This window comes from Xanthomonas sp. SS (assembly GCF_014236835.1).
Taxonomy (GTDB): Bacteria; Pseudomonadota; Gammaproteobacteria; order Xanthomonadales; family Xanthomonadaceae; genus Xanthomonas_A.
The window spans coordinates 1,244,667-1,269,497 of the sequence record NZ_CP051190.1 but is presented as its reverse complement, the minus strand read 5'-3'; the positions used below and the strand labels follow the sequence as shown (position 1 = coordinate 1,269,497).

18 protein-coding genes are annotated in these 24,831 nt (G+C 67.6%); 8 read left to right on the top strand and 10 right to left on the bottom strand.

The window, feature by feature from the left end:
- Positions 1 to 7 precede the first annotated feature (7 nt).
- Positions 8 to 1,495 carry an ABC transporter permease/substrate-binding protein gene (locus HEP74_RS05325; protein ID WP_185816510.1) on the top strand — a complete coding sequence of 496 codons (1,488 nt, stop codon included), beginning with the start codon at positions 8 to 10 and terminating at the stop codon, positions 1,493 to 1,495.
- 849 nt (positions 1,496 to 2,344) lie between these two features.
- Here HEP74_RS05325 and HEP74_RS05320 read toward each other — a convergent pair.
- Complete coding sequence (locus HEP74_RS05320) at positions 2,345 to 3,541, bottom strand: aminotransferase class V-fold PLP-dependent enzyme (RefSeq protein WP_185815517.1); 1,197 nt, start codon at positions 3,539 to 3,541, stop codon at positions 2,345 to 2,347.
- 154 nt (positions 3,542 to 3,695) lie between these two features.
- Here HEP74_RS05320 and egtB point away from each other — a divergent pair, with 154 nt between their 5' ends.
- Together egtB and egtD are read left to right on the top strand one after the other, a co-directional pair.
- On the top strand, positions 3,696 to 4,985 hold the full coding sequence (egtB, locus tag HEP74_RS05315; RefSeq protein WP_185815516.1) for an ergothioneine biosynthesis protein EgtB: 1,290 nt from the start codon (positions 3,696 to 3,698) through the stop codon (positions 4,983 to 4,985).
- Positions 4,982 to 5,965 carry an L-histidine N(alpha)-methyltransferase gene (gene egtD / locus HEP74_RS05310; protein WP_185815515.1) on the top strand — a complete coding sequence of 328 codons (984 nt, stop codon included), beginning with the start codon at positions 4,982 to 4,984 and terminating at the stop codon, positions 5,963 to 5,965. Before egtB ends, egtD begins: the two co-directional genes overlap by 4 nt.
- 207 nt (positions 5,966 to 6,172) lie before the next feature.
- Here egtD and HEP74_RS05305 read toward each other — a convergent pair whose 3' ends face one another.
- The 4 genes from HEP74_RS05305 to sucC form a co-directional block, all read right to left on the bottom strand.
- Positions 6,173 to 7,813, bottom strand: coding sequence for an NAD+ synthase (locus tag HEP74_RS05305; protein WP_185815514.1), 1,641 nt, complete (start codon positions 7,811 to 7,813; stop codon positions 6,173 to 6,175).
- A gap of 634 nt (positions 7,814 to 8,447) precedes the next feature.
- Positions 8,448 to 10,547, bottom strand: a complete 2,100-nt coding sequence (locus HEP74_RS05300) for a pyrroloquinoline quinone-dependent dehydrogenase (protein WP_185815513.1) — start codon at positions 10,545 to 10,547, stop codon at positions 8,448 to 8,450.
- 435 nt (positions 10,548 to 10,982) lie between these two features.
- Complete coding sequence (gene sucD, locus HEP74_RS05295; protein ID WP_179566644.1) at positions 10,983 to 11,855, bottom strand: succinate--CoA ligase subunit alpha; 873 nt, start codon at positions 11,853 to 11,855, stop codon at positions 10,983 to 10,985.
- A 173-nt stretch (positions 11,856 to 12,028) separates the two neighbouring features.
- Positions 12,029 to 13,192: an ADP-forming succinate--CoA ligase subunit beta gene (sucC, locus tag HEP74_RS05290; RefSeq protein ID WP_179566646.1), complete on the bottom strand. Its 1,164-nt coding sequence runs from the start codon at positions 13,190 to 13,192 to the stop codon at positions 12,029 to 12,031.
- Between the two features lie 299 nt (positions 13,193 to 13,491).
- Between sucC and HEP74_RS05285 the strand changes: the two genes are divergently transcribed.
- Both HEP74_RS05285 and HEP74_RS05280 read left to right on the top strand, forming a co-directional pair.
- Positions 13,492 to 15,105: a sensor histidine kinase gene (locus HEP74_RS05285; protein ID WP_185815512.1), complete on the top strand. Its 1,614-nt coding sequence runs from the start codon at positions 13,492 to 13,494 to the stop codon at positions 15,103 to 15,105.
- Between the two features lie 73 nt (positions 15,106 to 15,178).
- Positions 15,179 to 16,567: a sigma-54-dependent transcriptional regulator gene (locus HEP74_RS05280; RefSeq protein WP_185815511.1), complete on the top strand. Its 1,389-nt coding sequence runs from the start codon at positions 15,179 to 15,181 to the stop codon at positions 16,565 to 16,567.
- 154 nt (positions 16,568 to 16,721) lie between these two features.
- Here the strand turns inward: HEP74_RS05280 and pilB are convergent, their stop codons facing one another.
- From pilB to HEP74_RS05265, 3 genes are all read right to left on the bottom strand, one after another.
- Entirely contained in the window at positions 16,722 to 18,461 is a 1,740-nt protein-coding gene (gene pilB, locus HEP74_RS05275) for a type IV-A pilus assembly ATPase PilB (RefSeq protein ID WP_185815510.1), read from the bottom strand.
- A gap of 37 nt (positions 18,462 to 18,498) precedes the next feature.
- Entirely contained in the window at positions 18,499 to 18,909 is a 411-nt protein-coding gene (locus tag HEP74_RS22015; protein ID WP_185815509.1) for a pilin, read from the bottom strand.
- Between the two features lie 88 nt (positions 18,910 to 18,997).
- Positions 18,998 to 19,405, bottom strand: coding sequence for a pilin (locus HEP74_RS05265; protein ID WP_185815508.1), 408 nt, complete (start codon positions 19,403 to 19,405; stop codon positions 18,998 to 19,000).
- Positions 19,406 to 19,790: 385 nt separating this feature from the next.
- Between HEP74_RS05265 and HEP74_RS05260 the strand changes: the two genes are divergently transcribed.
- The 3 genes from HEP74_RS05260 to coaE are packed head-to-tail and all read left to right on the top strand — an operon-like array spanning position 19,791 to position 22,554.
- A complete protein-coding gene (locus HEP74_RS05260; protein ID WP_185815507.1) occupies positions 19,791 to 21,050 on the top strand; it encodes a type II secretion system F family protein in 1,260 nt (419 codons plus the stop codon).
- A gap of 6 nt (positions 21,051 to 21,056) precedes the next feature.
- On the top strand, positions 21,057 to 21,920 hold the full coding sequence (locus tag HEP74_RS05255; protein ID WP_046978035.1) for a prepilin peptidase: 864 nt from the start codon (positions 21,057 to 21,059) through the stop codon (positions 21,918 to 21,920).
- Positions 21,921 to 21,933: 13 nt separating this feature from the next.
- Positions 21,934 to 22,554, top strand: a complete 621-nt coding sequence (coaE, locus tag HEP74_RS05250; RefSeq protein WP_185815506.1) for a dephospho-CoA kinase — start codon at positions 21,934 to 21,936, stop codon at positions 22,552 to 22,554.
- Between the two features lie 247 nt (positions 22,555 to 22,801).
- On the opposite strand, the gene HEP74_RS05245 is transcribed toward coaE, so the two are convergent.
- Together HEP74_RS05245 and HEP74_RS05240 are read right to left on the bottom strand one after the other, a co-directional pair.
- On the bottom strand, positions 22,802 to 24,148 hold the full coding sequence (locus tag HEP74_RS05245) for a sensor histidine kinase (RefSeq protein ID WP_185815505.1): 1,347 nt from the start codon (positions 24,146 to 24,148) through the stop codon (positions 22,802 to 22,804).
- Positions 24,141 to 24,818: a response regulator transcription factor gene (locus HEP74_RS05240; RefSeq protein WP_046978044.1), complete on the bottom strand. Its 678-nt coding sequence runs from the start codon at positions 24,816 to 24,818 to the stop codon at positions 24,141 to 24,143. Before HEP74_RS05240 ends, HEP74_RS05245 begins: the two co-directional genes overlap by 8 nt.
- Positions 24,819 to 24,831: the final 13 nt, after the last annotated feature.

Genomic DNA, 24,831 nt, shown 5'->3' with positions numbered 1-24,831 from the left:
GGCCTCGATGCGACGCCGCGTTGCCGCGCTGCTCGTGCTCGCGGCGGCGCTCGCCCTGCTCGCCGGCAGCGCTGCGGCGGCGCCGGAGAAGGTGGTGGTCGGCTCGAAGAACTTCACCGAGGCGGTGGTGCTCGGCGAGATCGCCGCCGGCGCCGGACGCCAGGCCGGAGTGGAGGTCGAACACCGACGCCAGCTCGGCGGCACCCGCATCCTGTGGCGCGCGCTGGAGCAGGGCTCGATCGACGCCTATGCCGAATACACCGGCACCCTGGCCACGGAACTGCTGCAACTGCCCGATGCCGACGATGCCGCGCTGCGCCGCGCCCTGGCCCAGCGCGGCCTGGCGATGAGCGCGCCGCTGGGCTTCGACAACACCTACGCGTTCGGCATGCGCCGGCAGCGCGCGCAGGCGCTGGGCATCGCCCGCATCTCCGACCTGGCCGCGCATCCGTCGCTGAAGCTCGGGCTCAGCAACGAGTTCGTGTCGCGCGCCGACGGCTGGCCGGGGGTGCGCGATGCCTACCGGCTGCCGCAGACGCCGACCGGGCTGGACCACGACCTGGCCTACCGCGCGCTGGACAGCGGCGCGATCGACCTCACCGACCTGTACAGCACCGACGCCGAGATCCCGGCGCACGACCTGCTGGTGCTGCAGGACGACCACCGCTACTTTCCGCGCTACGCCGCGGTGTTCCTGTATCGCAGCGACCTGGCGCAGCGCGCGCCGCGCTTCGTGCAGGCGCTGGATGGCCTGGGCGGGCGCATCGACGCGGCGACGATGCAACGGCTCAATGCCGAGGCGAAGCTGGACAAGCGCGCCGAAAGCGCGATCGCCGCGCGCTGGCTGGGCATCGCCGCGCCGGCGCAGGACACCAGGCTGACGCGCCTGCTGCAACGCACGCGCGAACACCTGGCGCTGGTCGGCCTGTCGCTGGGCCTGGCCCTGCTGGTGGCGCTGCCACTGGGCATTCTCGCCGCCTATCGGCCGCGGCTCGGCCAGGTGGTGCTGTCGCTGACCGGGGTATTGCAGACGCTGCCGTCGCTGGCGGTGTTCGTGTTCATGATCCCGCTGTTCGGCATCGGTGCCAAACCGGCGATCGCCGCGCTGTTCCTGTACAGCCTGCTGCCGATCGTGCGCAACACCCATGCCGGCCTGACCGGCATCGCCCGCGAGTTGCGCGAGACCGCCGCGGCGATCGGCCTGCCGCCGGGCACCCGGCTGTGGCGGATCGAACTGCCGCTGGCCTTGCGCACCATCCTGGCCGGGATCAAGACCGCGGCGGTGATCAACGTCGGCACCGCCACCTTGGGCGCGCTGATCGGCGCCGGCGGCTACGGCCAGCCGATCCTCACCGGCATCCGCCTGGACGACATCGGCCTGATCCTGGAAGGCGCGGTGCCGGCGGCAGCGCTGGCGCTGCTGGTGCAGGCGCTGTTCGAGGGCCTGGAGCGCTGGCTGACCCCGCGCGGCCTGCGCCTGGCGGCGCGGCGCTGAGGCCGGCGCGTCCAGGCGCCGCTCATCGGCGCGACAGCGAAAGCACTCGTGCGCTCGGCCATCGATCACACCATGGCACCGACGAGCCATCGGCTTCGGAACCCGTGGGGACTGAAGTCCCTCCCACAGTGCACCCAGCCGACTCGCCGCAGGCCCCCTGTAGGAGCGGCTTCAGCCGCGACCAGCGGAGTCGGAACCCGCGTGGTTTCAGCTATCTATCGGGGCTGAAGCCCCTCCTACAAGTGCACCATCAGGCACCGCAGTCCCTGTAGGAGCGGCTTCAGCCACGACGAGCGGAGTCGGAACCCGCGTGGTTTCAGCTATCTGTCGGGGCTGAAGCCCCTCCTACAAGTGCATCATCAGGCACCGCAGTCCCTGTAGGAGCGGCTTCAGCCGCGACGAACGAAGTGACAGACCTGCCCAGGCGGTCACTGTCGGGGCTGAAAAACCTCCACCCCAGCGCACCCCATCAAGCCCACTGCAAGCCTCTGTGGGAGCGACTTCAGTCGCGACGAGCGAAGTCGGAACCCGCGTGGTTTTGGCTATCTGTCGGGGCTGAAGCCCCTCCTACAAGTGCACCATCAGGCACCGCAGTCCCTGTAGGAGCGGCTTCAGCCGCGACGAACGAAGTGACAGACCTGCCCAGGCCGGTCACTGTCGGGGCTGAAAAACCTTCGCCCCAGTGCAACCCAACAAGCCCACCGCAAACTCCCTGTGGGAGCGACTTCAGTCGCGACGAACAAAGTTGGAACTCGCGTGGTTTCGGCTATCTGTCGGAGCTGAAGCCCCTCCTACAGTTCACCCAGCAGGCTAGCCAAAAATTCTTCCAGAAACGATCAAAGCCACCGCTCACCCGCGCGCCGCAGCGACCATCTCGCGCGCCAGCCCACGCATCGCCTCCGGCGTCAGCTGCAGGTACGGCGCGATGCGCAACGCACCGTGGCGATGCGTGCAGATCACCTGCGCGCGCTGCAGCCAGGGCAGCAACCCCTGCATCGCCGCTGCAGGCGGACGCAGCGCGCCAAGGTGCGGCGCATGTCCAGGCACGGTCCAATCGCCGGCACCTTGCGCCTGCAACTCATCCTCGAACGCCGCACCGAGTGCGCCCAGCCGCGCCGCGATCCGTTCCGGCTGCCAATGCTGCAGCTGCTGCAGCGCCGCAGTAGCCATCGCCAGCCGTAGCGGCTCGGCCACGCCGCCGGCATCGAAGCGGCGCGCGCCGGTGCGGAACGGCGGCGGCGCCTCGACCGGGAAATTCCAGTCGGCGCCGGGATCGCGGGCCTGCCAATGGTGTTCGATCGGCACGCCCTGCGCGCGCCAATGCGGCGCCGCCCACAACCAAGCCAGCCCCATCGGCCCCAGCAGCCACTTGTGCCCGACCGCCACTACGAAGTCCGGCCGCCACGCCGCCAGCCGCGCCGGCAGCACGCCCAGGCTCTGGCTCAGGTCCAGCACCAGCGCCGCGTCCGCCGCATGCACGCGCGCGGCGATGCGGTCCAGGTCCAGCAGCGCGCCGTCGCGCCAGTAGGCATTGGGCAGTGTCGCAATGCGCACCCGCGGCTCAGCGTCCAAGGCCGCCAGCACCGCTTCGGTCCAGTCCTGTTGCGGCCCGCGCCGCACCACCGCCAGGTGCGCGCCGGTCTCGGCGCAGCGCTGCTGCCACAGCAACAGGTTCGACGGGAACTGGCCGTCGAGCAGCAGCACCGCGTCACCGGCCGCCAGCGGCAATTGCCGCGCCGCGGTGGCCAGGCCGTAGGCGGCCGAGGGCAGCATCGCCAAGCCGTCGACGTCGCCTTCGAACAGCGTGGCGGCGGCCAGGCCGCGCAGGGTCTCGATCTGCGCGCGCCAGGCGTCGAACGACAGCGTCCACGGCGCGATCGAAGCGGCCAGCGCCGCCTGTCCGGCGGCAAGCACGCTGGCCAGCCGCGGGCCCTTGCTGGCGGTATCCAGATAGCGCACTCCCTCGGGGAGGACGAAGGCCTGCGCCGCCTCGGCGAGGTCGAGCAAGCCGGCCGGCGCGGCGGCGCCGGCCGCGGATGCGGGCATGAATGCGTGGGATGGGTCTGGCGTGGACATGTGCGGTCGGGCCGGTTGGCGCGATCGGGAGAGGAAGGCTCCCATCGCATGAACAGGCGCTAGCGTAACGCGACGTTCCACCACGCATGACGGCATGTTCACGGTCTTCCCCTAAGCTTGCCGGATGCAAGCGACCTCCCCGGCGGCATCCCCCTCGCCCGCAGCGTCCAGCGTGCCGCTGGCGACGCGTTTCCGCAGCGTGCGCCAGCACACCAGCCTGCTCGCCGCGCCGCTGAGCGAGGAAGACGCGATGGTGCAGAGCATGGACGACGCCAGTCCGGCGAAATGGCATCTGGCGCATACCACCTGGTTCTTCGAACGCTTCGTGCTGGCCGCCGACACGGACTACCGCGCAATCGATCCGCAGTGGGACTACCTGTTCAACAGCTACTACCAGAGCGTCGGCCCGATGCATGCGCGGCCGCGCCGCGGCGTGCTGTCGCGCCCGTCCATGGCGCAGGTGCGCGACTACCGCGCCGAGGTCGAGGCGCGGGTGCTGGCGCGGCTGCAGGCCGGCGACCTGTCGGCGCAGACGCTGCAGGTGCTGGAACTGGGCCTGCACCACGAGCAGCAGCATCAGGAGCTGCTGCTGACCGACATCAAGCACGCGTTCTGGAGCAACCCGCTGGCCCCGGCCTATCGCGACGACCTGGCCATGGCGCACGCGCCGGCGCGAACCTTGCGCTGGATCCAGCGCGACGAACAGCTGTGCGAGATCGGCGCGCCCGGCTGGCCGGCGCACGCGGCCTTCGCCTACGACAACGAGTCGCCGCGGCACCGCGTGCTGGTGCCGGCGCATGCGCTGGCCAGCCGTCCGGTGAGCAATGCCGAGTACGCGCAGTTCATCGCCGACGGCGGCTACCTCAACGTCGCCCTGTGGCTCAGCGATGGCTGGGCGCGGCGCAACGCCGAGGACTGGCAGCGGCCGCTGTACTGGCATGCCGACGGCGTGCGCGAGTTCACCCTGGGCGGCTGGCGCGAGCGCGATCCGCATGCGCCGGTCTGCCACATCAGCCTGTTCGAAGCCGACGCCTACGCGCGCTGGGCCGGCGCCCGGCTGCCGACCGAAGCCGAATGGGAACAGGCCGCCACCGGTGTGGCCATCGACGGCAATTTCGTCGATGCCGACACGCTGCATCCGCAGTCCGCCGCGCAGGGCGAGGCCGGCCTGCAGCAGTTGTTCGGCGATGTCTGGGAATGGACCGGCAGCGCCTACTTGGCCTACCCCGGCTTCCGCCCGTGGTCGGGCGCGCTGGGCGAATACAACGGCAAATTCATGAACGCGCAGTGGGTGTTGCGTGGCGGCAGCTGCGCGACGCCGCACGACCACATCCGCGCCAGCTACCGCAACTTCTTTCCCTCCGATGCGCGCTGGCAATTCGCCGGCGTACGCCTGGCCAAGGATCCCGCATGAACGCTGCGACCGCCCGCGCACTGACCGAAGCTGCGCTCACCGACCTGCATCCGCAACCGGACGACATCGCCGCCGACGCGATCGCCGGGCTGTCGCGCAGTCCCAAGCAATTGCCGTCCAAGTATTTCTACGACGCCGAAGGCTCGCGCCTGTTCGAAGCGATCACCCGCCAGCCCGAGTACTACCTGACCCGCACCGAGCTGGCTCTGCTGGAAGCGCGGATGCCGTCGATCGCGCAGGCGGTGGGCCTAGGTGCGCACGTGGTGGAGCTGGGCAGCGGCAGCGGGCGCAAGACCGAATTGCTGCTGGAAGGCCTGCGCGAGCCGGTAGCCTACACCCCGATCGAGATCTCGCGCGACATGCTGATGTCCAGCACCGCGCGCCTGGCCGAGCGCTTCCCGCGCATCCAGATGCTGCCGGTCTGCGCCGACTTCACCGCACCGGTAGCGCTGCCGGCGCCGCAGCGCAGCGCGCGCCGCACCCTGGTGTTCTTTCCCGGCTCCACGCTGGGCAACTTCACCCGTGACGACGGCATCCAGCTGCTGCGCTCGATGCGCGAAACCATGCACCACGACGGCTGCGCGCTGATCGGCATCGATCTGGACAAGGATCCTGCGGTGTTGGAAGCGGCCTACAACGACGCGGCCGGCGTCACCGCCGAGTTCACCTTGAACCTGCTGCGCCGCCTCAACCGCGAGATCGGCAGCGATTTCGACCTGGCGCAGTTTCGCCACCACGCGGTGTACGCGCGCGAGCGCCAGCGCATCGAGACCTTCCTGGTCAGCCAGCGCGCACAACAGGTGCACGTGGCCGGACACCGCTTCGACTTCGCCGCCGGCGAAGCGATGCAGGTCGAATACAGCCACAAGTACAGCGACCAGAGCTTCGGCGAAATGGCCGCGGCCGCCGGCCTGCGCGTCAGCCACGGCTGGAACGCGCAGGACGATGCGTTCGGGTTGCGGTTGCTGCAGGCGGTTTGAAGAACCGGGATTGGGGAATCGGGAGTCGGGATTGGCAAGCGCATTCGCGCGAACCGGTAGCGCGCCGCCCGGCACGGACCACCGAGGCAGACGCGTTGGCCGCCTCCCTGCCGCCCCCTGTAGGAGCGGCTTCAGCCGCGACCGACACCCACCGCAGCCGATCCGCCCCCCACCAAGAGACGCCGCGTGGCCGCCGCGCCGCCCTGGCTAGCCCTGATGATACCCATTGGTGATCGGATAACGCCGTTCGCGCCCGAACGCGCGGCGCGACACCTTCGGCCCCGGCGCGGCCTGGTGCCGCTTCCATTCGGTGATGCGCACCAGCCGCACCACGTGATCGACCACCTCGGCGGCGTAGCCGGCGGCGACGATCTCGTCGCGCGATTCCTCCTGGTCGACGTAGCGATACAGGATGCCGTCGAGCACGTCGTACGGCGGCAGCGAATCCTGGTCGGTCTGGTTGGCGCGCAGCTCCGCCGACGGCGGCCGCGCGATCACCGCCGGCGGAATCACCGGCGCGCCGCCGACCGTGTTGCGCCATTTCGCCAGCCCGAACACCTCGGTCTTGTACAGGTCCTTCAGCGGCGCATAGCCCCCGCACATGTCGCCATAGATAGTGGCGTAGCCGACCGCGTACTCGCTCTTGTTGCCGGTGGTCAGCAGCAGCCCGCCGAACTTGTTGGCCAGCGCCATCAGGATCACGCCGCGGCTGCGCGACTGCAGGTTCTCTTCGGTGACATCGGGCTGGGTGCCTGCGAACAACGGACCCAGCGCCTGCAGCAGGCCCTCGAACGCCGGCTCGATCGCCACCGTCTCCAGTTTCACGCCCAGCGCGCGGCATTGCTCGTCGGCCAGGTCGTTGGACATGTCGGCCGTGTAGCGCGACGGCAGCCGCACCGCGGTGACGTTGTCCGCGCCCAGCGCGTCCACCGCCATCGCCAGCACCAGCGCCGAATCGATGCCGCCGGACAGGCCCAGCCACACCTTGGAAAACCGGTTCTTGCCGCAGTAATCGCGCAACCCGCGCACCACCGCGCGCCAGGCCAGCGCATCCATGCTCTCGTCGCCGTCGTCGATCCAGCGCAACGGGGTGAACGCACGCGTCTGCGTCGCGTAGTCCACCACCAGCCATTGGTCGGTGAACGCCGCCGCGGCCGGATGCACGCTGCCGTCGCCGTCGGCGACCACCGAGGCGCCGTCGAACACCAGCGCATCCTGGCCGCCGACGACGTTGAGATAGGCCAGCGCCACGCCGGTCTCGCGGGTGCGCTCGGCCAGCAGCGCGTCGCGCTGCGCATGCTTGCCGCGCTCGTAGGGCGAGGCGTTGGGCACCAGCACCAGTTCGGCGCCGTGGCGTGCGGTATCGGCCAGCGGCTCGGGAAACCACAGGTCCTCGCAGATCACCAGGCCGACCTGGGTGCCCTTGACCTCGAACACGCAGCTGCCGCCGTCTGGATCGACATCGAAATAGCGGCGCTCGTCGAACACCGCGTAGTTGGGCAGTTCGCGCTTGCGGTAGGTAGTTTCGATCTGCCCGCCGCGCAGCACGCTGGCCGCGTTGTAGACCACGCTGCCGGCGCTCTGCGGCCAGCCGACCACCGCCACGATGCCGTGCACGCGCACCGCGATGCGCTGCACCGCCAGTTCGCAATCGGCGAGGAAGCCGGGCCGCAGCAACAGGTCCTCCGGCGGATAGCCGCTGACCGCCAGTTCCGGGAACAGCACGATGTCGGCGCCGTACTCGTCCCGGGCCTCGTCGATCATCGCGATGATGCGATCGGTGTTCTGGGCCACGGCGCCGACCGGAAAATCGAACTGGGCCATGGCGATGCGAAGGGAAGAAAACATGGACAACCTTGCAGAAGCGGGAGGGGGAAAAGCGCGGCGGCCGCGCCGATGCCAGCCGCCGACGGCGCGACGCCAGCAGCAGCGGAGCCGACACATGCGCACGACGGCAATGCGCAGTGTAGCGCCGCACCGCGGCCGACGATCCGGCTCGCCCGCCTCACGTTGTGCCCTTCGCAGGATGGGTGCACTGTAGGAGGGACTTTAGTCCCGACAGATTCCCAAGCCGCTCGCGGACGGACCCCACGTCGCGGCTGAAGCCGCTCCTACAAGGAGCAGCATGTCGAATGCCCGCTGGGTGCACTGTAGGAGGGACTTCAGTCCCGACAGATTTCCAAACCGTTCGCGGACAGACCGCGCGTCGCGGCTGAAGCCGCTGCTCCTACAACGAGCGACATGCCGAGTGCCGGCTGGGTGCACTGTGGGAGGGACTTCAGTCCCGACAGGTTCCCGAGCCGGTCGCGGACGGACCGCGCGTCGCGGCTGAAGCCGCTCCTACAAGGAGGGGCATGTCGAGTGCCGGCTGGGTGCACTGCAGGAGGGACCTCAGTCCCGACTGGCTCCGAAGCCGGTCACTGACAGACTCCGCGTCGCGGCTGAAGCCGCTCCTACAAGGAGCCGTACGGCGCGCATCGCTTCATCCGTTGCCACGACTGCCAGCCCGCGCACGGCGCCGCCGACGCCAGCGCCGCCATAGCGCCACCACGCCCGCGAGCAGCGCCAGCGCGACGAGGCCCAGCGTCGCCATGCGCGCGGCCACACCGTGCTGGAACACCACCTCCTTGCCCTCGCCGTCGAGCGTATAGGCGACCACGTAATCGCCCATCGTGCCCATGCCCTCGCGGCCGCCGGCGGCGATCACCACGTACTGCTTGCCGTCCACCGCATAGACCGACGGCGTGGCCTGACCGCCGGCCGGCAGCTTGACGTCCCACAGGGTCTTGCCGCTGGCGCTGTCGAGCGCGCGCAGACGCGAGTCGGCAGCCGCGGCGATGAAGGTCAGCCCGCTGGCGGTGGTCACCGCGCCGCCGAGCAGCGGCGTGCCCACGTCCAGCGGCAGCCACGGCAGCCGCTCTTCCAGCGTGCCGAGCGGGCGTTCCCAGGCGATCTTGCGGGTGCGCAGGTCCACCGCCACCAGCCGCCCCCACGGCGGCTTGACGCAGGGAATGCCGCGCGACGAACCCAGCATGCCGCGGCGCATGTAGTACGGCGTGCCTTGCATGTCGTTGAACTGCTGGTCGGGATGCCGCGCGTGATCGGCCTCGCTGAAACGTTCGCGCGGGATCAGCGCCACCTGCATCGGCAGGTCCGACACCGGCATGATCGCCAGTTGGCGCTGCGGGTCCACCGCGATGCCGCCCCAGTTCACGCCACCGGCCCAGCCCGGCAACGCGATCGTGCCGCGCACGCTGGGCGGGGTGAACAGGCCTTCCGAACGCAGCCCGGCGATCAGCGCCTCGCATTCGCGGCGCGCGCCCGGCGTCGCCCCCCAGGCATCGGCGGCGGTCAGCGGCGTGTGCCGGGCCAGGCGCAACGCCGGCTCGGGCATCGGCTGGGTCGGCGAGATGCGCTCGCCAGGCACGTCGGTCGCCGACACCGGCACTTCGCTGATCGGGAATACCGGGCTGCCGTCGCGGCGGTCGAAGGCGAACAGGAAGCCGGTCTTGGTCGCCTGCAGCACCGCCTCGCGCGGCCCATGCGCGGTCTGCACCGTCGTCAGTACCGGCTGCGAGGCCAGGTCGTAGTCCCACAGGTCGTGATGCACCAGTTGCTGCGCCCACACCCGGCGGCCGCTGTGCAGGTCCAGCGCGACCAGCGAATTCGCATCGCGGTTGTCGCCGAGCCGCTCGCCGCCGTAGTAATCGGGACTGGCCGAGCCGGTCGGCACGTACACCAGCCCCAGCGCCGGATCCACCGCCAGCGGCGCCCAAGCGTTGCCGCCACCGACCGTGGCGGCCTGCTGCGGCTGCCAGCCGGCCGCGGCCGCGGCGGCCGGATCGCGCGGCACCGGATCCCAGCGCCACAACTCGCGCCCGCTGCGCGCGTCGTAGCCGCGCACCACGCCCTGCTCCAGCGCATGCCCGCGGTTGTCGCCGATCGAGCTGCCCACCACTAGCACATCGTCCGCCACCACCGGCGGCGAGGTCACCGCATAGTTGGCCCAATCATCGCTGGGCCTGTCGTGCACGTCGATGCCGGCATGCAGGTCGATCGTGCCGGCAGCGCCGAACCCGGCGCAGGGCCGGCCGTCGGCGGCGTCCAGCGCGATCAGCCGCGCATCCAGGGTGCCGAACACGATGCGCTCGCGGCACGCGCCTGCCGCGGCCTGCGTGTCGCGCCAGAAACTCACCCCGCGCGAGGCCGGATCGCTGTAGTGCTTGCCGCGCGACACCTTGGCGTCGAACGACCACAGTTCGCGGCCACTGGCCGCATCCAGCGCGAAGGCGATGCCGGTGCCGGTGACCAGGTACATGCGCCCGCCCAGCACCAGCGGGTTGGCCTCGAAGCGGCGCCGTTCCGGATCCGGCAGGCCCACGCCGAGTTCGCCGGTCCGGAACGACCAGGCGATGCGCAGCCGTCCCACGTTGTCCGGGGTGATCTGGGTCAACGGCGAATGCTGGCCGCCGCCGGGCGCGCCGGCATAGCTGGGCCAGTCGCCCGGCGCCGCCGCGCAGATCCCGCCGACGCCGAGCGCCAGTCCCGCACCACACATCGCTGCCCGCCATCTGCTGCTCACCGGTACCGCTCCTGTCATCGCTTGAAGGAGCGGCAAGTATGCGTAGCGCCCCTCCGCCCGCCGCGGCCAAGGGACGGCGGCAGCCACGGCAGTGACCAGTGGCGGTCCCTCAGGGACGACTGGTGCGCGGACACATACGGCCAAGTGCAGCGCCGCACACCACGCGCAAATGTCTGCAGCCTCAAGCCCCTCTCCCCCCGGCGACCGAAGGAAGTCCCGTGGGAGAGAGGGGTTGGGGTGAGGGTACGGAGGCGAAGCCCCGCCCAACTGAAAGCTAGTGGCGCCCCCCGCCAAACGCTGCGCCACCGAAAAACGCCGGCACAAAAAAAGGGCCCCGCTTTCGCGAGGCCCCGTTCGACGCCGACCGGCATTGCCGCCAGCGAACAGTCGCAGCATGCGGCACCTGAGCGCCGCAGGCCGCAACCGCCGTGTCGCTTACTTCACCAGCGAAGCGATCGCCGCGCCCAGGTCGCCCGGCGAGCGGACGGTCTTGACGCCGGCGGCTTCCATCGCCGCGAACTTGCCGGCAGCGGTGCCCGAACCGCCCGAGGCGATCGCACCGGCGTGGCCCATGCGCTTGCCCGGAGGGGCCGAGGCGCCGGCGATGAAACCGACGACCGGCTTCTTGACGTGGGCCTTGATGTACTCGGCACCGGCTTCCTCGGCGTCGCCGCCGATCTCGCCGACCATGATGATGCCCTGGGTCTGCGGGTCTTCGTTGAACAGCTTGAGGCAGTCGACGAAGTTCAGGCCGTTGATCGGGTCGCCACCGATGCCGATGACGGTGGACTGGCCCAGGCCGGCAGCGGTGGTCTGCTTCACGGCTTCATAGGTCAGCGTGCCCGAGCGCGACACGATGCCGATCTTGCCCGGCATGTGGATGTGGCCCGGCATGATGCCGATCTTGCACTCGCCCGGGGTGATCACGCCGGGGCAGTTCGGCCCGATCAGGGTCACGTCCGGGTGCGACTTCAGCACGTTCTTGACCCGCAGCATGTCCAGCACCGGGATGCCTTCGGTGATGCAGACGATGACCTTGATGCCGGCCGAGGCCGCTTCCAGGATCGCGTCGGCCGCGAACGGCGGCGGCACGTAGATCACCGACGCATCGGCGCCGGTGGCGTCGACCGCTTCGCGCACGGTGTTGAACACCGGCAGGTTGATGTGGGTGGTGCCGCCCTTGCCCGGGGTCACGCCGCCGACCACCTGGGTGCCGTACTCGACCATCTGGGTCGCGTGGAAAGTCCCCTGCTGGCCGGTAAAGCCCTGCACGATGACCTTCGTATTCTTGTTGATCAAAACAGACATTCGTTTGAGTCCTTGAGAGTTCTGCTATTTGGTCGGCTTCGGAACGATGCGGCATTTCGCGATGCGAAACGCCGCTCAGGCGTACTTCCACAACCCCCGCAACGCCGCTGCGCGGCGCTGCCGCCCCCTTGACTCAAGGGGGCAAGATGGCTCCGTCCCGAACCAGGAATGCGTCAGGCAGCGACGGCTGCGACGACCTTCTTGGCGCCATCGTTGATGTCGTCGGCCGGGGTGATGGCCAGGCCGGATTCGGCCAGCAGCTTCTTGCCCGCCTCGACGTTGGTGCCTTCCAGACGCACCACCACCGGCACCTTGACGTCCACTTCCTTGACCGCGGCGATGATGCCCTCGGCGATCATGTCGCAGCGGACGATGCCGCCGAAGATGTTGACGAAGATCGCCTTGACCTTGTCCGAGGACAGGATCAGCTTGAACGCCTCGGTCACGCGTTCCTTGGTGGCGCCGCCGCCGACATCCAGGAAGTTGGCCGGCGAACCGCCGTTGAGCGCGATCACGTCCATGGTGGCCATGGCCAGGCCGGCGCCGTTGACCATGCAGCCGATGTTGCCGTCCATGGTCACGTAGTTCAGGTCGTACTCGCTGGCGCGCACTTCGGCCTCGTCTTCCTGGGTCTTGTCGCGCATGGCGGCCAGATCCTTGTGGCGGAAGGTGGCGTTGTCGTCGGAGTTGACCTTGCCGTCGAGCGCGTACAGGTCGCCGCTGTCCAGGATCGCCAGCGGGTTCAGTTCGACCAGCGCCAGGTCCTTTTCGTTGAACAGGGTGTACAGGCCGCCCATGATCTTGGCCAGCTGGTTGGCCTGCTTGGCGTTGAGGCCGAGCTTGAAGCCGATCTCGCGCGCCTGATAGGGCTGCAGGCCTTCGACAAAGTTGACGTTGAGGGTCTGGATCTTCTCGGGGGTCTCGGCTGCGACCTGCTCGATGTCCACGCCGCCTTCCGACGAGGCGATGTAGGTGATCGACTGGGTGCCGCGGTCTACCAGCACCGACAGGTACAGTTCCTTGGCGATCTCGCCGGCCTCGGTGACCAGCACCAGGCTGATCGGCAGGGCCACGCCAGCGGACTGGTAGGTTTCCATCGAGGTGCCGAGCATCTTGGCCGCAGCGGCCTTGACGTCGTCGGTGGTCTTGCAGAACTTCACGCCGCCGGCCTTGCCGCGGCCGCCCGCGTGGATCTGGGCCTTGACCATCCAGGGGCCATTGCCCAAGGCATTGGCCGCTTCGACAGCTTCTTCGGGCGTGGACGCGACGCGTCCGGCCGGGACCGGGATGCCGTAGTCGGCAAACAGTTGTTTCGCCTGGTATTCGTGGAAATTCATGCGTCACCGTGGGAAGAGGAACGACCGTCCCGCAGCGATCCGGGCCTGGAAGGGCGGCCGGAATGGTACGGACGGGCCGCATATTGTGGCCGACCCTGGGCGGCGGCGCAAAAGCGCCGGTCCGGGCGCCGCCGCGGGCGGCCCTGCAGACCCTGCCCTGCGAGGTCGCAACACGGCTCGGGCGGTAGTTAGCAGCCCGTCCCCGGCCATGCGCCGGCCGCCACCGGTACGCCCCTGCCATCGCATTCCCCGGCGCGACGCCTATACTCGCGCCGTCCGTCGCCTGGCTGGAGTCCGGCTTGCCCACAAGCGCCTCGCTCATCGACCGCATCGAATCCATCCCGCGCCGCGAACTGTATTTCTTCGCGCTGTACCGGGTGCTGGTGGCCGGACTGATCGCCGCGCTGGTGTTCAGCCCGTTGAGCGTGCTGGTCGGCGCGCCGCGCTTCCCGCAACTGGCGACCGGGCTGGCCGGCGCCTACCTGCTGGTGGCGCTGCTGCTCCTGCTGTGGGGCCGCAACGAACGCCACCTGATCCCGATCGTGTTCTGCAGCGCGACCGCGGACATCGCCGCCGCCACCCTGGCCGCGCACGCGCTGCCGGCGGCCAGCGCCGGCATCGCGATGATGCTGCTGTTCAATGTCGCCGCCGCGGCGATGCTGCTGCCGCTGCGCTACGGCTTCGGCGTCGCCCTGACCGCCGCTGCGGCAACCCTGCTGGAATACCTGTGGACCTCGCTGGACGGCGGCGAGAGCACCCGCAGCCTGGCCGAACTGGCCATGTTCGCCACCAGCTACCTGGCGGTGTCCTACATCTGCTACCAGATCGGGCAGCGCGCGCGCAGCAGCCAGACGCTGGCCGACCGGCGCGGTGCCGAAGTGGCCAATCTCTACGAAATCAACGAGTTGATCATCCGCCGCATGCGCACCGGGGTGCTGGTGGTGGACGCCCAGAACCGCGTCACCCTGGCCAACGAGGCCGCCTCGGCCCTGCTCGGCGACGCCGACGGCAACAGCGCCAGCGGCCGCCTGGACCTGCTCAGCGCCGCGCCCGAGCTGGGCAGGCGGCTGCAACGCTGGCGCAACGGCTGGAACCAGGAAGAGACCCCGCTGCAGCTGTCGCCGGACCAGCCCGAGGTGCAGCCGCGCTTCGCCCGGCTGCTGATGGAAGGCGACCTGACCCTGGTGTTCCTGGACGATGCGACCGTGGTGTCGCGGCGCGCCGAATCGCTGACCCTGTCGGCGCTGGGCCGCTTCTCGGCCAGCCTGGCGCATGAGATCCGCAACCCGCTGGCCGCGATCAGCTACGCCTCGCAGCTGCTCGAGGAGTCGCCGGCGATCGGCGATGCCGACCGCCGCCTGCTGCAGATCATCCATATGCAGTGCCAGCGCACCAACGGCATCGTCGAAAGCGTGCTGGGGCTGGCCCGGCGCGAGCGCTCCAATCCGGAGAACCTGGACCTGGGCGTGTTCGTGCGCCGCTTCGTGCTCGAATACCGGCAGACCCTGTCGATCGAGACCGACAGCCTGGAGGCCATCCTCGCTCCGCAGCCGGTGCACGCGCTGGTCGATCCCAAGCACCTGCACCAGATCCTCAGCGCGCTGGTGCACAACGCGCTCAAGTACGGCCGGGTGATGGAGGAACCAGCAAGGGTGCGGCTGCGCGTGGCGGTGCAGGAGCGCAACGCGATCGTCGACGTGATGGACCGCGGTCCCGGCATTCCCGAAGCGGTCGCCGCGCAGCTGTTCCGCCCGTTCTTCACCACCTCCGAGCACGGCACCGGGCTGGGCCTGTATATCGCCCGCGAACTGTGCCGGGCCAACCAGGCCCGCCTGGAGTACGTCCCGGTGCCGGCCGGCGGCGCCTGCTTCCGCGTCGTCCTGCCTGGTCCGCACACCATGCTCTCCGGTTGAGACGCACGTCACCAAGACCCGGTCGCGTCGATAATTTGGCGCTACCCCCGCACCTGGGCTATCTTTTCCGCACATGAACGAAACCCGAAGCGCCCTGGTCGTCGACGACGAACGCGACATCCGCGAGCTGCTGGTGCTGACCCTGGGCAGGATGGGGCTGCGCATCAGCACCGCCGCCAACCTCGCCGAAGCCCGCGAACTGCTGGCCAGCAATCCCTACGACCTGTGCATCACCGACATGCGCCTGCCCGACGGCAATGGCATCGAACTGGTCAGCGAGATCGCCCGCCACTACCCGCGCACGCCGGTGGCGATGATCACCGCCTTCGGCAGCATGGACCTGGCGGTGGAAGCGCTGAAGGCGGGCGCCTTCGACTTCGTCAGCAAGCCGGTGGACCTGCACGTGCTGCGCGGCCTGGTCAGGCACGCGCTGGAGCTCAACAACAACGAACGCGCTGCGCCGCCGGCGCCGCCGCCGGAGCAGGCCAGTCGCCTGCTCGGCGCCTCGGCGGCGATGGACGTGCTGCGCGCCACCATCGCCAAGGTCGCGCGCAGCCAGGCGCCGGTCTACATCCTCGGCGAGTCCGGGGTCGGCAAGGAACTGGTCGCGCGCACCATCCACGAACAGGGCGCGCGCGCGGCCGGGCCGTTCGTGCCGGTCAACTGCGGCGCGATCCCGGCCGAACTGATGGAAAGCGAGTTCTTCGGCCACAAGAAGGGCAGCTTCACCGGCGCCCATGCCGACCAGGCCGGCCTGTTCCAGGCCGCGCACGGCGGCACCCTGTTCCTCGACGAAGTGGCCGAGCTGCCGCTGCCGATGCAGGTCAAGCTGCTGCGCGCGATCCAGGAGAAGTCGGTGCGCCCGGTCGGTGCCTCGATCGAAGTGCCGACCGACGTGCGCATCCTCTCGGCCACGCACAAGGACCTGGCCGACCTGGTCGCCGACGGCCGCTTCCGCCACGACCTGTACTACCGCATCAACGTGATCGAACTGCGCGTGCCGCCGCTGCGCGACCGCGGCGGCGACCTGCCGCAACTGGCCGCGGCGATCCTGGCGCGGCTGGCCAAGAGCCACGGCCGGGTCACTCCGCTGCTGTCGCCGTCGGCACTGGACGCGCTGAACCGCTACGCGTTCCCTGGCAACGTGCGCGAATTGGAGAACATCCTCGAACGCGCCCTGGCGATGGCCGAAGACGACCAGATCAGCGCCGCCGACCTGCACCTGCCGCAGCCCGGCAATAGCGCCCGCGCCGCGGCCGAAGCCGCTCCCGCGCTGCCGCCCGGCGTGGTCGACATCGACCCGACCTCCTCCGCCCTGCCCTCCTACATCGAGCAACTCGAGCGCGCCGCGATCCAGAAGGCGCTGGAAGAGAACCGCTGGAACAAGACCCGCACCGCGGCCCAGCTCGGCATCACGTTTCGTGCGCTGCGCTACAAGCTCAAGAAGTTGGGGATGGAGTAGAGGAGCGGGGATTGGGGAGTTGGGATTGGGATTCGTAAAAGCCACGACGCCCCATTCCTCTGCTAATTCGGCCTGGTAGAAGCCGGATCGGGGATGGGGGAGCCGCAGCTCCGCTCTTACGAATCCCCAATCCCGAATGCCGAATCCCGGCCTTTCAGTCCTTGGTGACGCGATTGATCTCGGCCAAGCTGGTGATGCCGGCGCGCGCCTTGATCAGCGCCGACTGGCGCAGGTCCTTGACCCCGATCTTCTGCGCCGCATCGGCGATGTCCATCGCGTTGCCGCCCTGCAGTACGATCGCCGCGATCTCGTCGTTCATCGGCATCACCTGATAGATGCCGGTGCGGCCCTTGTAGCCCTCGGTGCATTCGTCGCAGCCCACCGCCTCGTACAGCTGGATGCCGGCGGCGATTTCGGCCTCGGTGAAGCCTTCCTTCAACAGCGCGTTCTCCGGCATGGCCGGGGCCAGCCGCTTGCAGTTGTTGCATAGCCGCCGCGCCAGGCGCTGCGCGATCACCAGCGTCACCGAGCTGGTGATGTTGTACGGCGCGATGCCCATGTTCATCAGGCGCGCGATGGTCTGCGGCGCATCGTTGGTGTGCAGCGTGGACAGCACCATGTGGCCGGTCTGCGCCGCCTTGATCGCGATCTCGGCAGTCTCCAGGTCGCGGATTTCGCCGACCATGATGATGTCCGGATCCTGGCGCAGGAACGAACGCAGCGCCACGGCGAAGGTCATGCCGCGCTTGTTGTTCTGCTGCACCTGGTTGACCCCGGGCAGGCGGATTTCCACCGGGTCTTCGGCGGTGGAAATGTTGCGGGTATCGTCGTTGAGGATGCCCAGCGCGGTGTACAGCGACACCGTCTTGCCCGAACCGGTCGGGCCGGTCACCAGCACCATGCCATACGGCTTGTGGATCGCGTCCAGGAACAGCTTCTGTTGCTCTTCCTCATAGCCGAGCTTGTCGATGCCCAGCTTGGCCGCGCTGCCGTCGAGGATACGCAGCACGATCTTCTCACCGAACAGCGTCGGCAGCGTGCTGACGCGGAAGTCGATCTGCTTGCTCTTGGACAGGTTGAGCTTGATGCGCCCGTCCTGCGGCACGCGCTTCTCGGCGATGTCCAACTGCGACATCACCTTCAACCGCGCCGCGATGCGCTGGTTGAGCTTGACCGGCGCCTTGGCCACGCTCTTGAGCAGGCCATCGATGCGCAAGCGCACCCGATAGTCGTCCTCGTACGGCTCGAAGTGGATGTCCGAGGCGCCGCGACGGATCGCGTCGACCAGCATCTTGTTCACGAACTTGACCACCGGCGTATCGTCGCCCTTGGCATCGACGCCGGTATCGCCGCCGCCGCCCATGTCCTCGTCGCCGGCCCCGACCTCGAGGTTGTCCATGCCCTCGTCGTCGCCGCCCAGCGAATTGCCGATCGTATCGTTGCGCGCCTGCCACTGCTCCAGCGTGCGCCGGATCTGGTCCTCGTCGACCAGGATCGGCTCCACCGTCAGATTGGTATGGAACTTGATGTCGTCCAGCGCCCGGGTCTGGGTCGGATTGCTGACCCCGACGAACAGCCGGTTGCCGCGCTTGAACAGCGGCAGCACCTGATGCTTCTGCAGCAACTCCTCGCTGACCAGCTTGATCGCGCTCTGGTTGGCGTCGAACACCGAGACATCCAGCAACGGCATGCCGAACTCCACCGCGTTGGCGGCAGCCAGCTGCGCCGCGGTGACCAGCTTCTTCTCGGAGAACCACTGCGGCAGCGGGATCTTGGCCTCGGCGGCATGCGCCATGGCGGTGCGCGCGACCGCTTCCTCCAGCGCGCCGTCCTGAACCAGGCGGCGCGCGATGCCGGTGATGCCGACGAGATTGGCAGAAGTCGCTACATTCATCGCTAACAACCCTTAGAAATCTTTCATTAGAGTAGCTTCATTCGCAACCGCTCGGGCGATATCTTGCGTCGAAAGCGGAGGCGTCGCACTCCCAAACACCTGCGGTTGTACGTTGAAGGGAGAGGGTTCTCCCATTCACTACACTCCCACCAATCACATCGCAACTCAGCGTGGCCTGGCCATCTGCATTCAATGAAACCAAAATACTTGCACAGCGCGCAGTAGCGGCTGAAAGCCCAATGTAGTCGGCAGTCACCAACGCCGGGTCGGCAGCATCTGCCAGAGCAGTTTCGACCATCGAGCGGCCCGGCTCGATCTCCGCAAGCGCTGTGGTCAATTGCGCCTTGGCTACGAAGTTTTGGTAGATCGGGATCGCGATGGCAGCCAAAACGGCCACGATCGCTAAAACGATCATTATTTCGACCAATGTAAAGCCTTTTGTGCGCATTTGATGTCCCCCCTGCACATTACCCTACAAATTGCGTGCCAAAAAAAAGCCCCGCAATTGCGGGGCTTTTTCTACCACTGCCTAAGCTTTAGCCCTGGCAAGTAGCCGGCGCCCACTTGGCCTTGTCACTGACCGTCGTGCTGCAAGCCCAGGTACCGTCAGCAGCACGGGTCCAGACTATGGTTGCATTGTTCACCTTCGGGCTGGAATTCACCAAGGTGCACGTGATGCTGCCGGTTTCCGTAGCATTCACGGTAACAGTGCAGCGATCGGAGGTCTTCAGGCCGATCAGATCGGGGGTGATGGTGGCGACCTTACCGTCGTTGACCATCACTTCGAACTGCGTTTTGCCGGGGGTGATTTCAGCGAGACCAGCGGCGACCTGCGACTTGGCGACGTAGTTCTGGTAAGCCGGCAGCGCGATGGCGGCCAGGATGGCGATGATCGCGACCACGATCATCAGTTCGATCAGAGTAAAGCCCTGCTGCTTCTTCATAGTAAATCCCCTAGAGATGGTGTTTAAGTTGGCAGACACTCCGCCCGCAGGGCGTTTTACCCCCTCGGACGCCGCGCGGCAGAGCGCCACGTGCGGGTGATACAAGCAGGCTGCGTGCCAACCTCCTCACGCCCACCCTATGCTCCCCGGAGCGCATGATGCCTCATTGAATTCTGCCCGACATGGGCAAATAAGAGATTTGCGACGCGCTTTCCCCTGTGCCCGGACATGTCATAAAGTGACGCACAACGTCACTTCGACGGAATTTTGGCTCCCACGTCCCCGGCGACACAGTTTGGCCACACGGCACGGATGCCAGACGCTAAGGAAACCGATACCATGCCTACATGTCCGCCTGGGGATGGCTGGACGGGGAGCCCATCTGATGTCCGCAACTCGTAGCGCAGTACCCAAAGAACCCATCGCGCGCAATACCAGCCAGCAGGTGCCGTTCGTCTGGGAGGGGACGGACAAGCGCGGCATCAAGATGAAGGGCGAGCAGACCGCCAGGAACGCCAATCTGTTGCGTGCCGAGTTGCGCCGCCAAGGCATCACGCCTTCGGTGGTCAAGCCGAAGCCCAAACCTCTGTTCGGCTCTACTGGCAGCAAGATCACCCCCAAGGACATTGCTTTCTTTAGTCGCCAGATGGCGACCATGATGAAGTCCGGCGTCCCCATCGTGGGATCGCTGGAGATCATCGGCAGCGGGCATAAGAACCCCCGCATGAAAAAGATGGTGGATCAGGTCCGTACCGACATCGAAGGCGGCTCGTCGCTCTATGAGGCGATCAGCAAGCACCCGGTCCAGTTCGATGAGCTCTATCGCAATTTGGTCAAGGCAGGCGAAGGTGCCGGTGTACTCGAAACAGTACTGGAGACGGTTGCGGCTTATAAGGAAAACATCGAAGCACTGAAGGGCAAGATCAAGAAAGCCTTGTTCTACCCCGCCATGGTCATGGCAGTCGCCCTGCTGGTCAGTTCGATCCTGTTGGTGTGGGTAGTCCCGCAGTTCGAGGACGTATTCAAGGGGTTTGGCGCGGAATTGCCGGCGTTCACCCAGATGATCGTGGCCGCGTCGCGGTTCATGGTCTCGTACTGGTGGATCGTGCTGATCATCCTGGTTGGCAGCATCGCCGGCTTTATCTTCTCCTACAAGCGCTCGCCATCGATGCAGCACGGCATGGACCGGTTGATTCTGAAGGTACCGATCATCGGCCAGATCATGCACAACAGCTCGATTGCGCGCTTTTCGCGGACTCTAGGCGTGACTTTCCGCGCCGGCGTCCCCCTGGTGGAGGCGCTAGACATCGTTGCCGGCGCCACTGGCAACAGCGTCTACGAGAAAGTCGTGCTGCGCATGCGCGACGACGTGTCGGTGGGCTACCCCGTCAACGTGGCGATGAAGCAGGCCAACCTGTTTCCGCACATGGTCATCCAGATGACCGCCATCGGCGAAGAGGCCGGTGCACTGGATGCGATGCTGTTCAAGGTGGCCGAGTACTACGAGCAGGAAGTGAACAATGCGGTGGATGCGTTGAGCAGCCTGATCGAGCCGCTGATCATGGTGTTCATTGGTACCATCGTCGGCGGCATGGTGATCGGCATGTATCTGCCCATCTTCAAGCTGGCCTCCGTCGTTGGATAAGCATTAATGGCATTTCTCGATCAACACCCCGGCCTCGGCTTTCCCGCCGCGGCGGGGCTGGGCTTGCTGGTAGGCAGTTTCCTCAATGTGGTGATCCTGCGCCTGCCCAAGCGCATGGAGTGGCAGTGGAAGCGCGATTCGCGCGAGATCCTGGAGCTGCCGGACATCTACGATCCGCCACCGCCCGGGATCGTGGTCGAGCCGTCGCACTGCCCGCACTGCAAGCACAAGCTGTCCTGGTACGAGAACATCCCGCTGTTCAGCTGGCTGGCCTTGCGCGGCAAGTGCCGGCATTGCCATGCACCGATCTCGATCCAGTACCCGCTGGTGGAGATGCTGACCAGCCTGCTGGTGGTCGCCAGCGTCTGGCGCTTCGGCTTCGGTTGGCAGGGGTTCGGCGCGATCGTGTTCAGTTGTTTCCTGGTCGCGATGTCGGGGATCGACCTGCGCACTCGCTTGCTGCCGGACCAGCTGACCTTGCCGCTGATGTGGCTCGGCCTGGTCGGCAGCATGGACAATCTGTACATGCCGGCCAAGCCGGCGCTGCTCGGCGCGGCGGTCGGCTATGTGTCGCTGTGGTCGGTGTGGTGGCTGTTCAAGCAGATCACCGGCAAGGAAGGCATGGGCCATGGCGACTTCAAGCTGCTGGCGGCCATCGGCGCCTGGTGCGGACTGAAGGGCATCCTGCCGACGATCCTGATCTCCTCGCTGGTCGGCGCGGTGCTCGGCTCGATCTGGCTGGCGGCCAAGGGCCGCGACCGGGCCACGCCCATTCCGTTCGGGCCGTATCTGGCCATCGCCGGCTGGATCGTGTTCTTCTGGGGCACGGAAATCATCGATACCTACATGCGCTGGTCCGGGCTGCGCTGAGCGGAGCGGCGCGGTGAGCGATTTCATCGTCGGCCTCACCGGCGGCGTGGCCTCGGGCAAGAGCGAGCTGAGCCGCCGCTTCGAGGGCAAGGGCATCGTCGTGGCCGATGCCGACGTAGCCGCCCGCGCGGTGGTCGCGCCCGGGCATCCGGCGCTGGCGCAGATCGTGGTTCGTTTCGGCACGCAGGTTCTGCGCGAGGATGGCAGCCTCGATCGCGCCGCGTTGCGCCAACACATCTTCGAAGATCCAGTGGCACGCCGCGACCTGGAGGCGATCACGCACCCGGCGATTCGCACGCTGATGCAGCAGGCATGCCGCGAGGCCGCCAGCCCCTATGCCGTGGCGGCGATCCCGTTGTTGACCGAGATAGGTGCGCGCGTCGCGTATCCGTGGCTTGACCGGATCGTGGTGGTCGATGCGCCAGAAGCGTTGCAGCATGCGCGCCTGATGCAGCGCGACGGCATCACCGCCGAGTTGGCGCAGCGGATGATTGCGGCGCAGGCCACGCGCGCGGCGCGGCTGGCGATCGCCGACGATGTGGTGGCGAACGATGGCGACGCCGAGCGGCTGCAGGACGCGGTGGATGCGCTGGATCGGCGTTATCGCGCGTTGGCGGCGGCGAAGATCGCTTAGGCCGTTCCGATCGGTAGGCCTTGCGAGCGTCGGGGCTGAAGCCCCTCCCACAGTGCACCCAGCGAGATGACCGCGAGCGCTTTTGGGAGCGACTTCAGTCGCGACGAGCGAAGCGGTCTACCCGACGGCTTCGGACAAAGTCGGAGCTGATACCCCAAGGCCAATCGGAGTCCTTAGATCTATCTGCATCAAGTGCGGCGGCAGCAAGCCCCCAAGCACGCCGCGGACTGGTCCTGCGAAGCCTACCTCACCCCGCCGCCGGCCTGAACCACAGCGTCGCCACCACGCCCTTGGACACGCCCGGGCGCACGTTGACCTGCCAGCCGTACAGATCGCACAGGCGGCTGACGATCGACAGGCCGATGCCGCCGCCCTGCGAGTGTCCGGCATGGGTGCCGCGATAGCCGCGCTGGAACAGTTTGGCGGCGTCTTCCGCGCTGAGGCCTGGGCCGGAGTCGATCACCTGCACCGCATCGCTCAGCACCCGCACCACCACCTGGCCTTCCTGGGTGTACTTGACCGCGTTACCGATCAGGTTGCCCAGCGCCACCGACAGCGCCGACTCCGGTGCGTCGATGGTCAGGTTGCGCTCGCCTTCCAGCAACAGTTGCAACGGCTTGCCGCCCAGCTGCGCGCGGTGCGATTCGATCAGCTGCTCGGCGACCTTGGCCACGTTGCTGCTGCCCTGCCCACGCTCGTTGCGCGACAGCAGCAGCAGCGAGCCGATCAGGTCGCTGCATTGCTGTTCGGCGCGCTGGATGCGCTGCAGGCGCTGCAACACCTTCTCGTCGAGATTGGGACGGGTCAGCAGCAGTTCGGTGGCGCCGCGGATCACCGCCAGCGGCGTACGCAGTTCGTGGCTGACGTCGGCGTTGAACTCGCGGTCGCGCTGCACGACTTCGGTGAGCCGGCCCGAATAGTCGTCCAGCGCTTCGGCCAGCTGGCCGACTTCGTCGTCGGGGAAATGCGGCGCCAGCGGCTTGGGATCGCTGCTGCCGCGATAGGCGCGCAGCCGCGCAGCCAGATCGGAGACCGGGCGCATTACCCGCGACGCCGACCACCAGCCGATCACCAGCGACAGCGCGCTGAACACCAGTACCGACAGGATCAGGGTGCGATTGAGCTGCACCTCGCCCTGGATGGTCTGGGTCATGTCGTAGGCGAGGAAGAACCACACCTCCGGCGTCTTGCGCACGGCGATCTTGTAGGAGAACGGCTTGCCCGATTCGTCGCGCCCGGAGACGGTGTGGATGCCGTCGGAGAAGTTGTACCACTCCGGCTGCTCGCGCTTGAGCGCCTCGAAACGGTCGCTCTTGACCACCCGGCCGACCATCTGTTGCACCGGCAGATCGGGATTGGGATTCTTGGAGGGTTCGGAAAAATACCGGTGCGAGTACTCGTCGATGTTGCGGTTCAACACCACTTCGACGAGCTGGTTCTCCACCCGCGCGCGCGCCCAGTTGGTGGCGAACGCGAACAGTGCGGTCAGGCCGAAGCCCAACAGCACGAAGGACAGGATGATGCGGCTGCGCAGGCGGCGGCGGTAGCGTCCGCGCCGCCGCACCCCCCGCGGCAACTCTCCAGCTTCAGGCATCGGGCGCGGCGATGCGGTAGCCGATGCCGTGGCGGGTCTGGATCATCGGCACCTCGAACGGCTTGTCGACCACCGCGCGCAGGCCGTGGATATGCACGCGCAACGAGTCCGAATCCGGCAGCTCTTCGCCCCACACGCGGGTTTCCAGTTCCTGCCGGGTCACTACCGCAGGCGAGGCCTCCATCAGCGCCTGCAGGATCTTCAACGCGGTCGGGTTGAGCTGCAGCAGCTTGCCCTGGCGCCGCACTTCCAGCGTGTCCAGGTTGTATTCCAGGTCGCCGGTCTCCAGCACGCGGGTGTGCACGCCCTTGCCGCGGCGCGACAGCGCGTTGAGCCGCACTTCCACTTCCTGCAGCGCGAACGGCTTGATCAGGTAGTCGTCGGCGCCGGAATCGAAGCCTGCCAGCTTGTTGTCCAGCGAATCGCGGGCGGTGAGCATCAGCACCGGGGTCTGTTTGCGCGCTTCGTTGCGCAGCTTGCGGCACACTTCGATGCCGTCCATGCCCGGCAGGTTGAGGTCGAGCACGATGGCATCGAATTCGTGCACTACCGCCAAATGCAGGCCGGTGACGCCATCGGCGGCGAAATCCACCGTGTGCCCGCGGTCTTCGAGGTAGTCGCCCAGGTTGGCAGCGATATCGCTGTTGTCTTCGATCACTAGAATTCGCACCAACATTTACCCC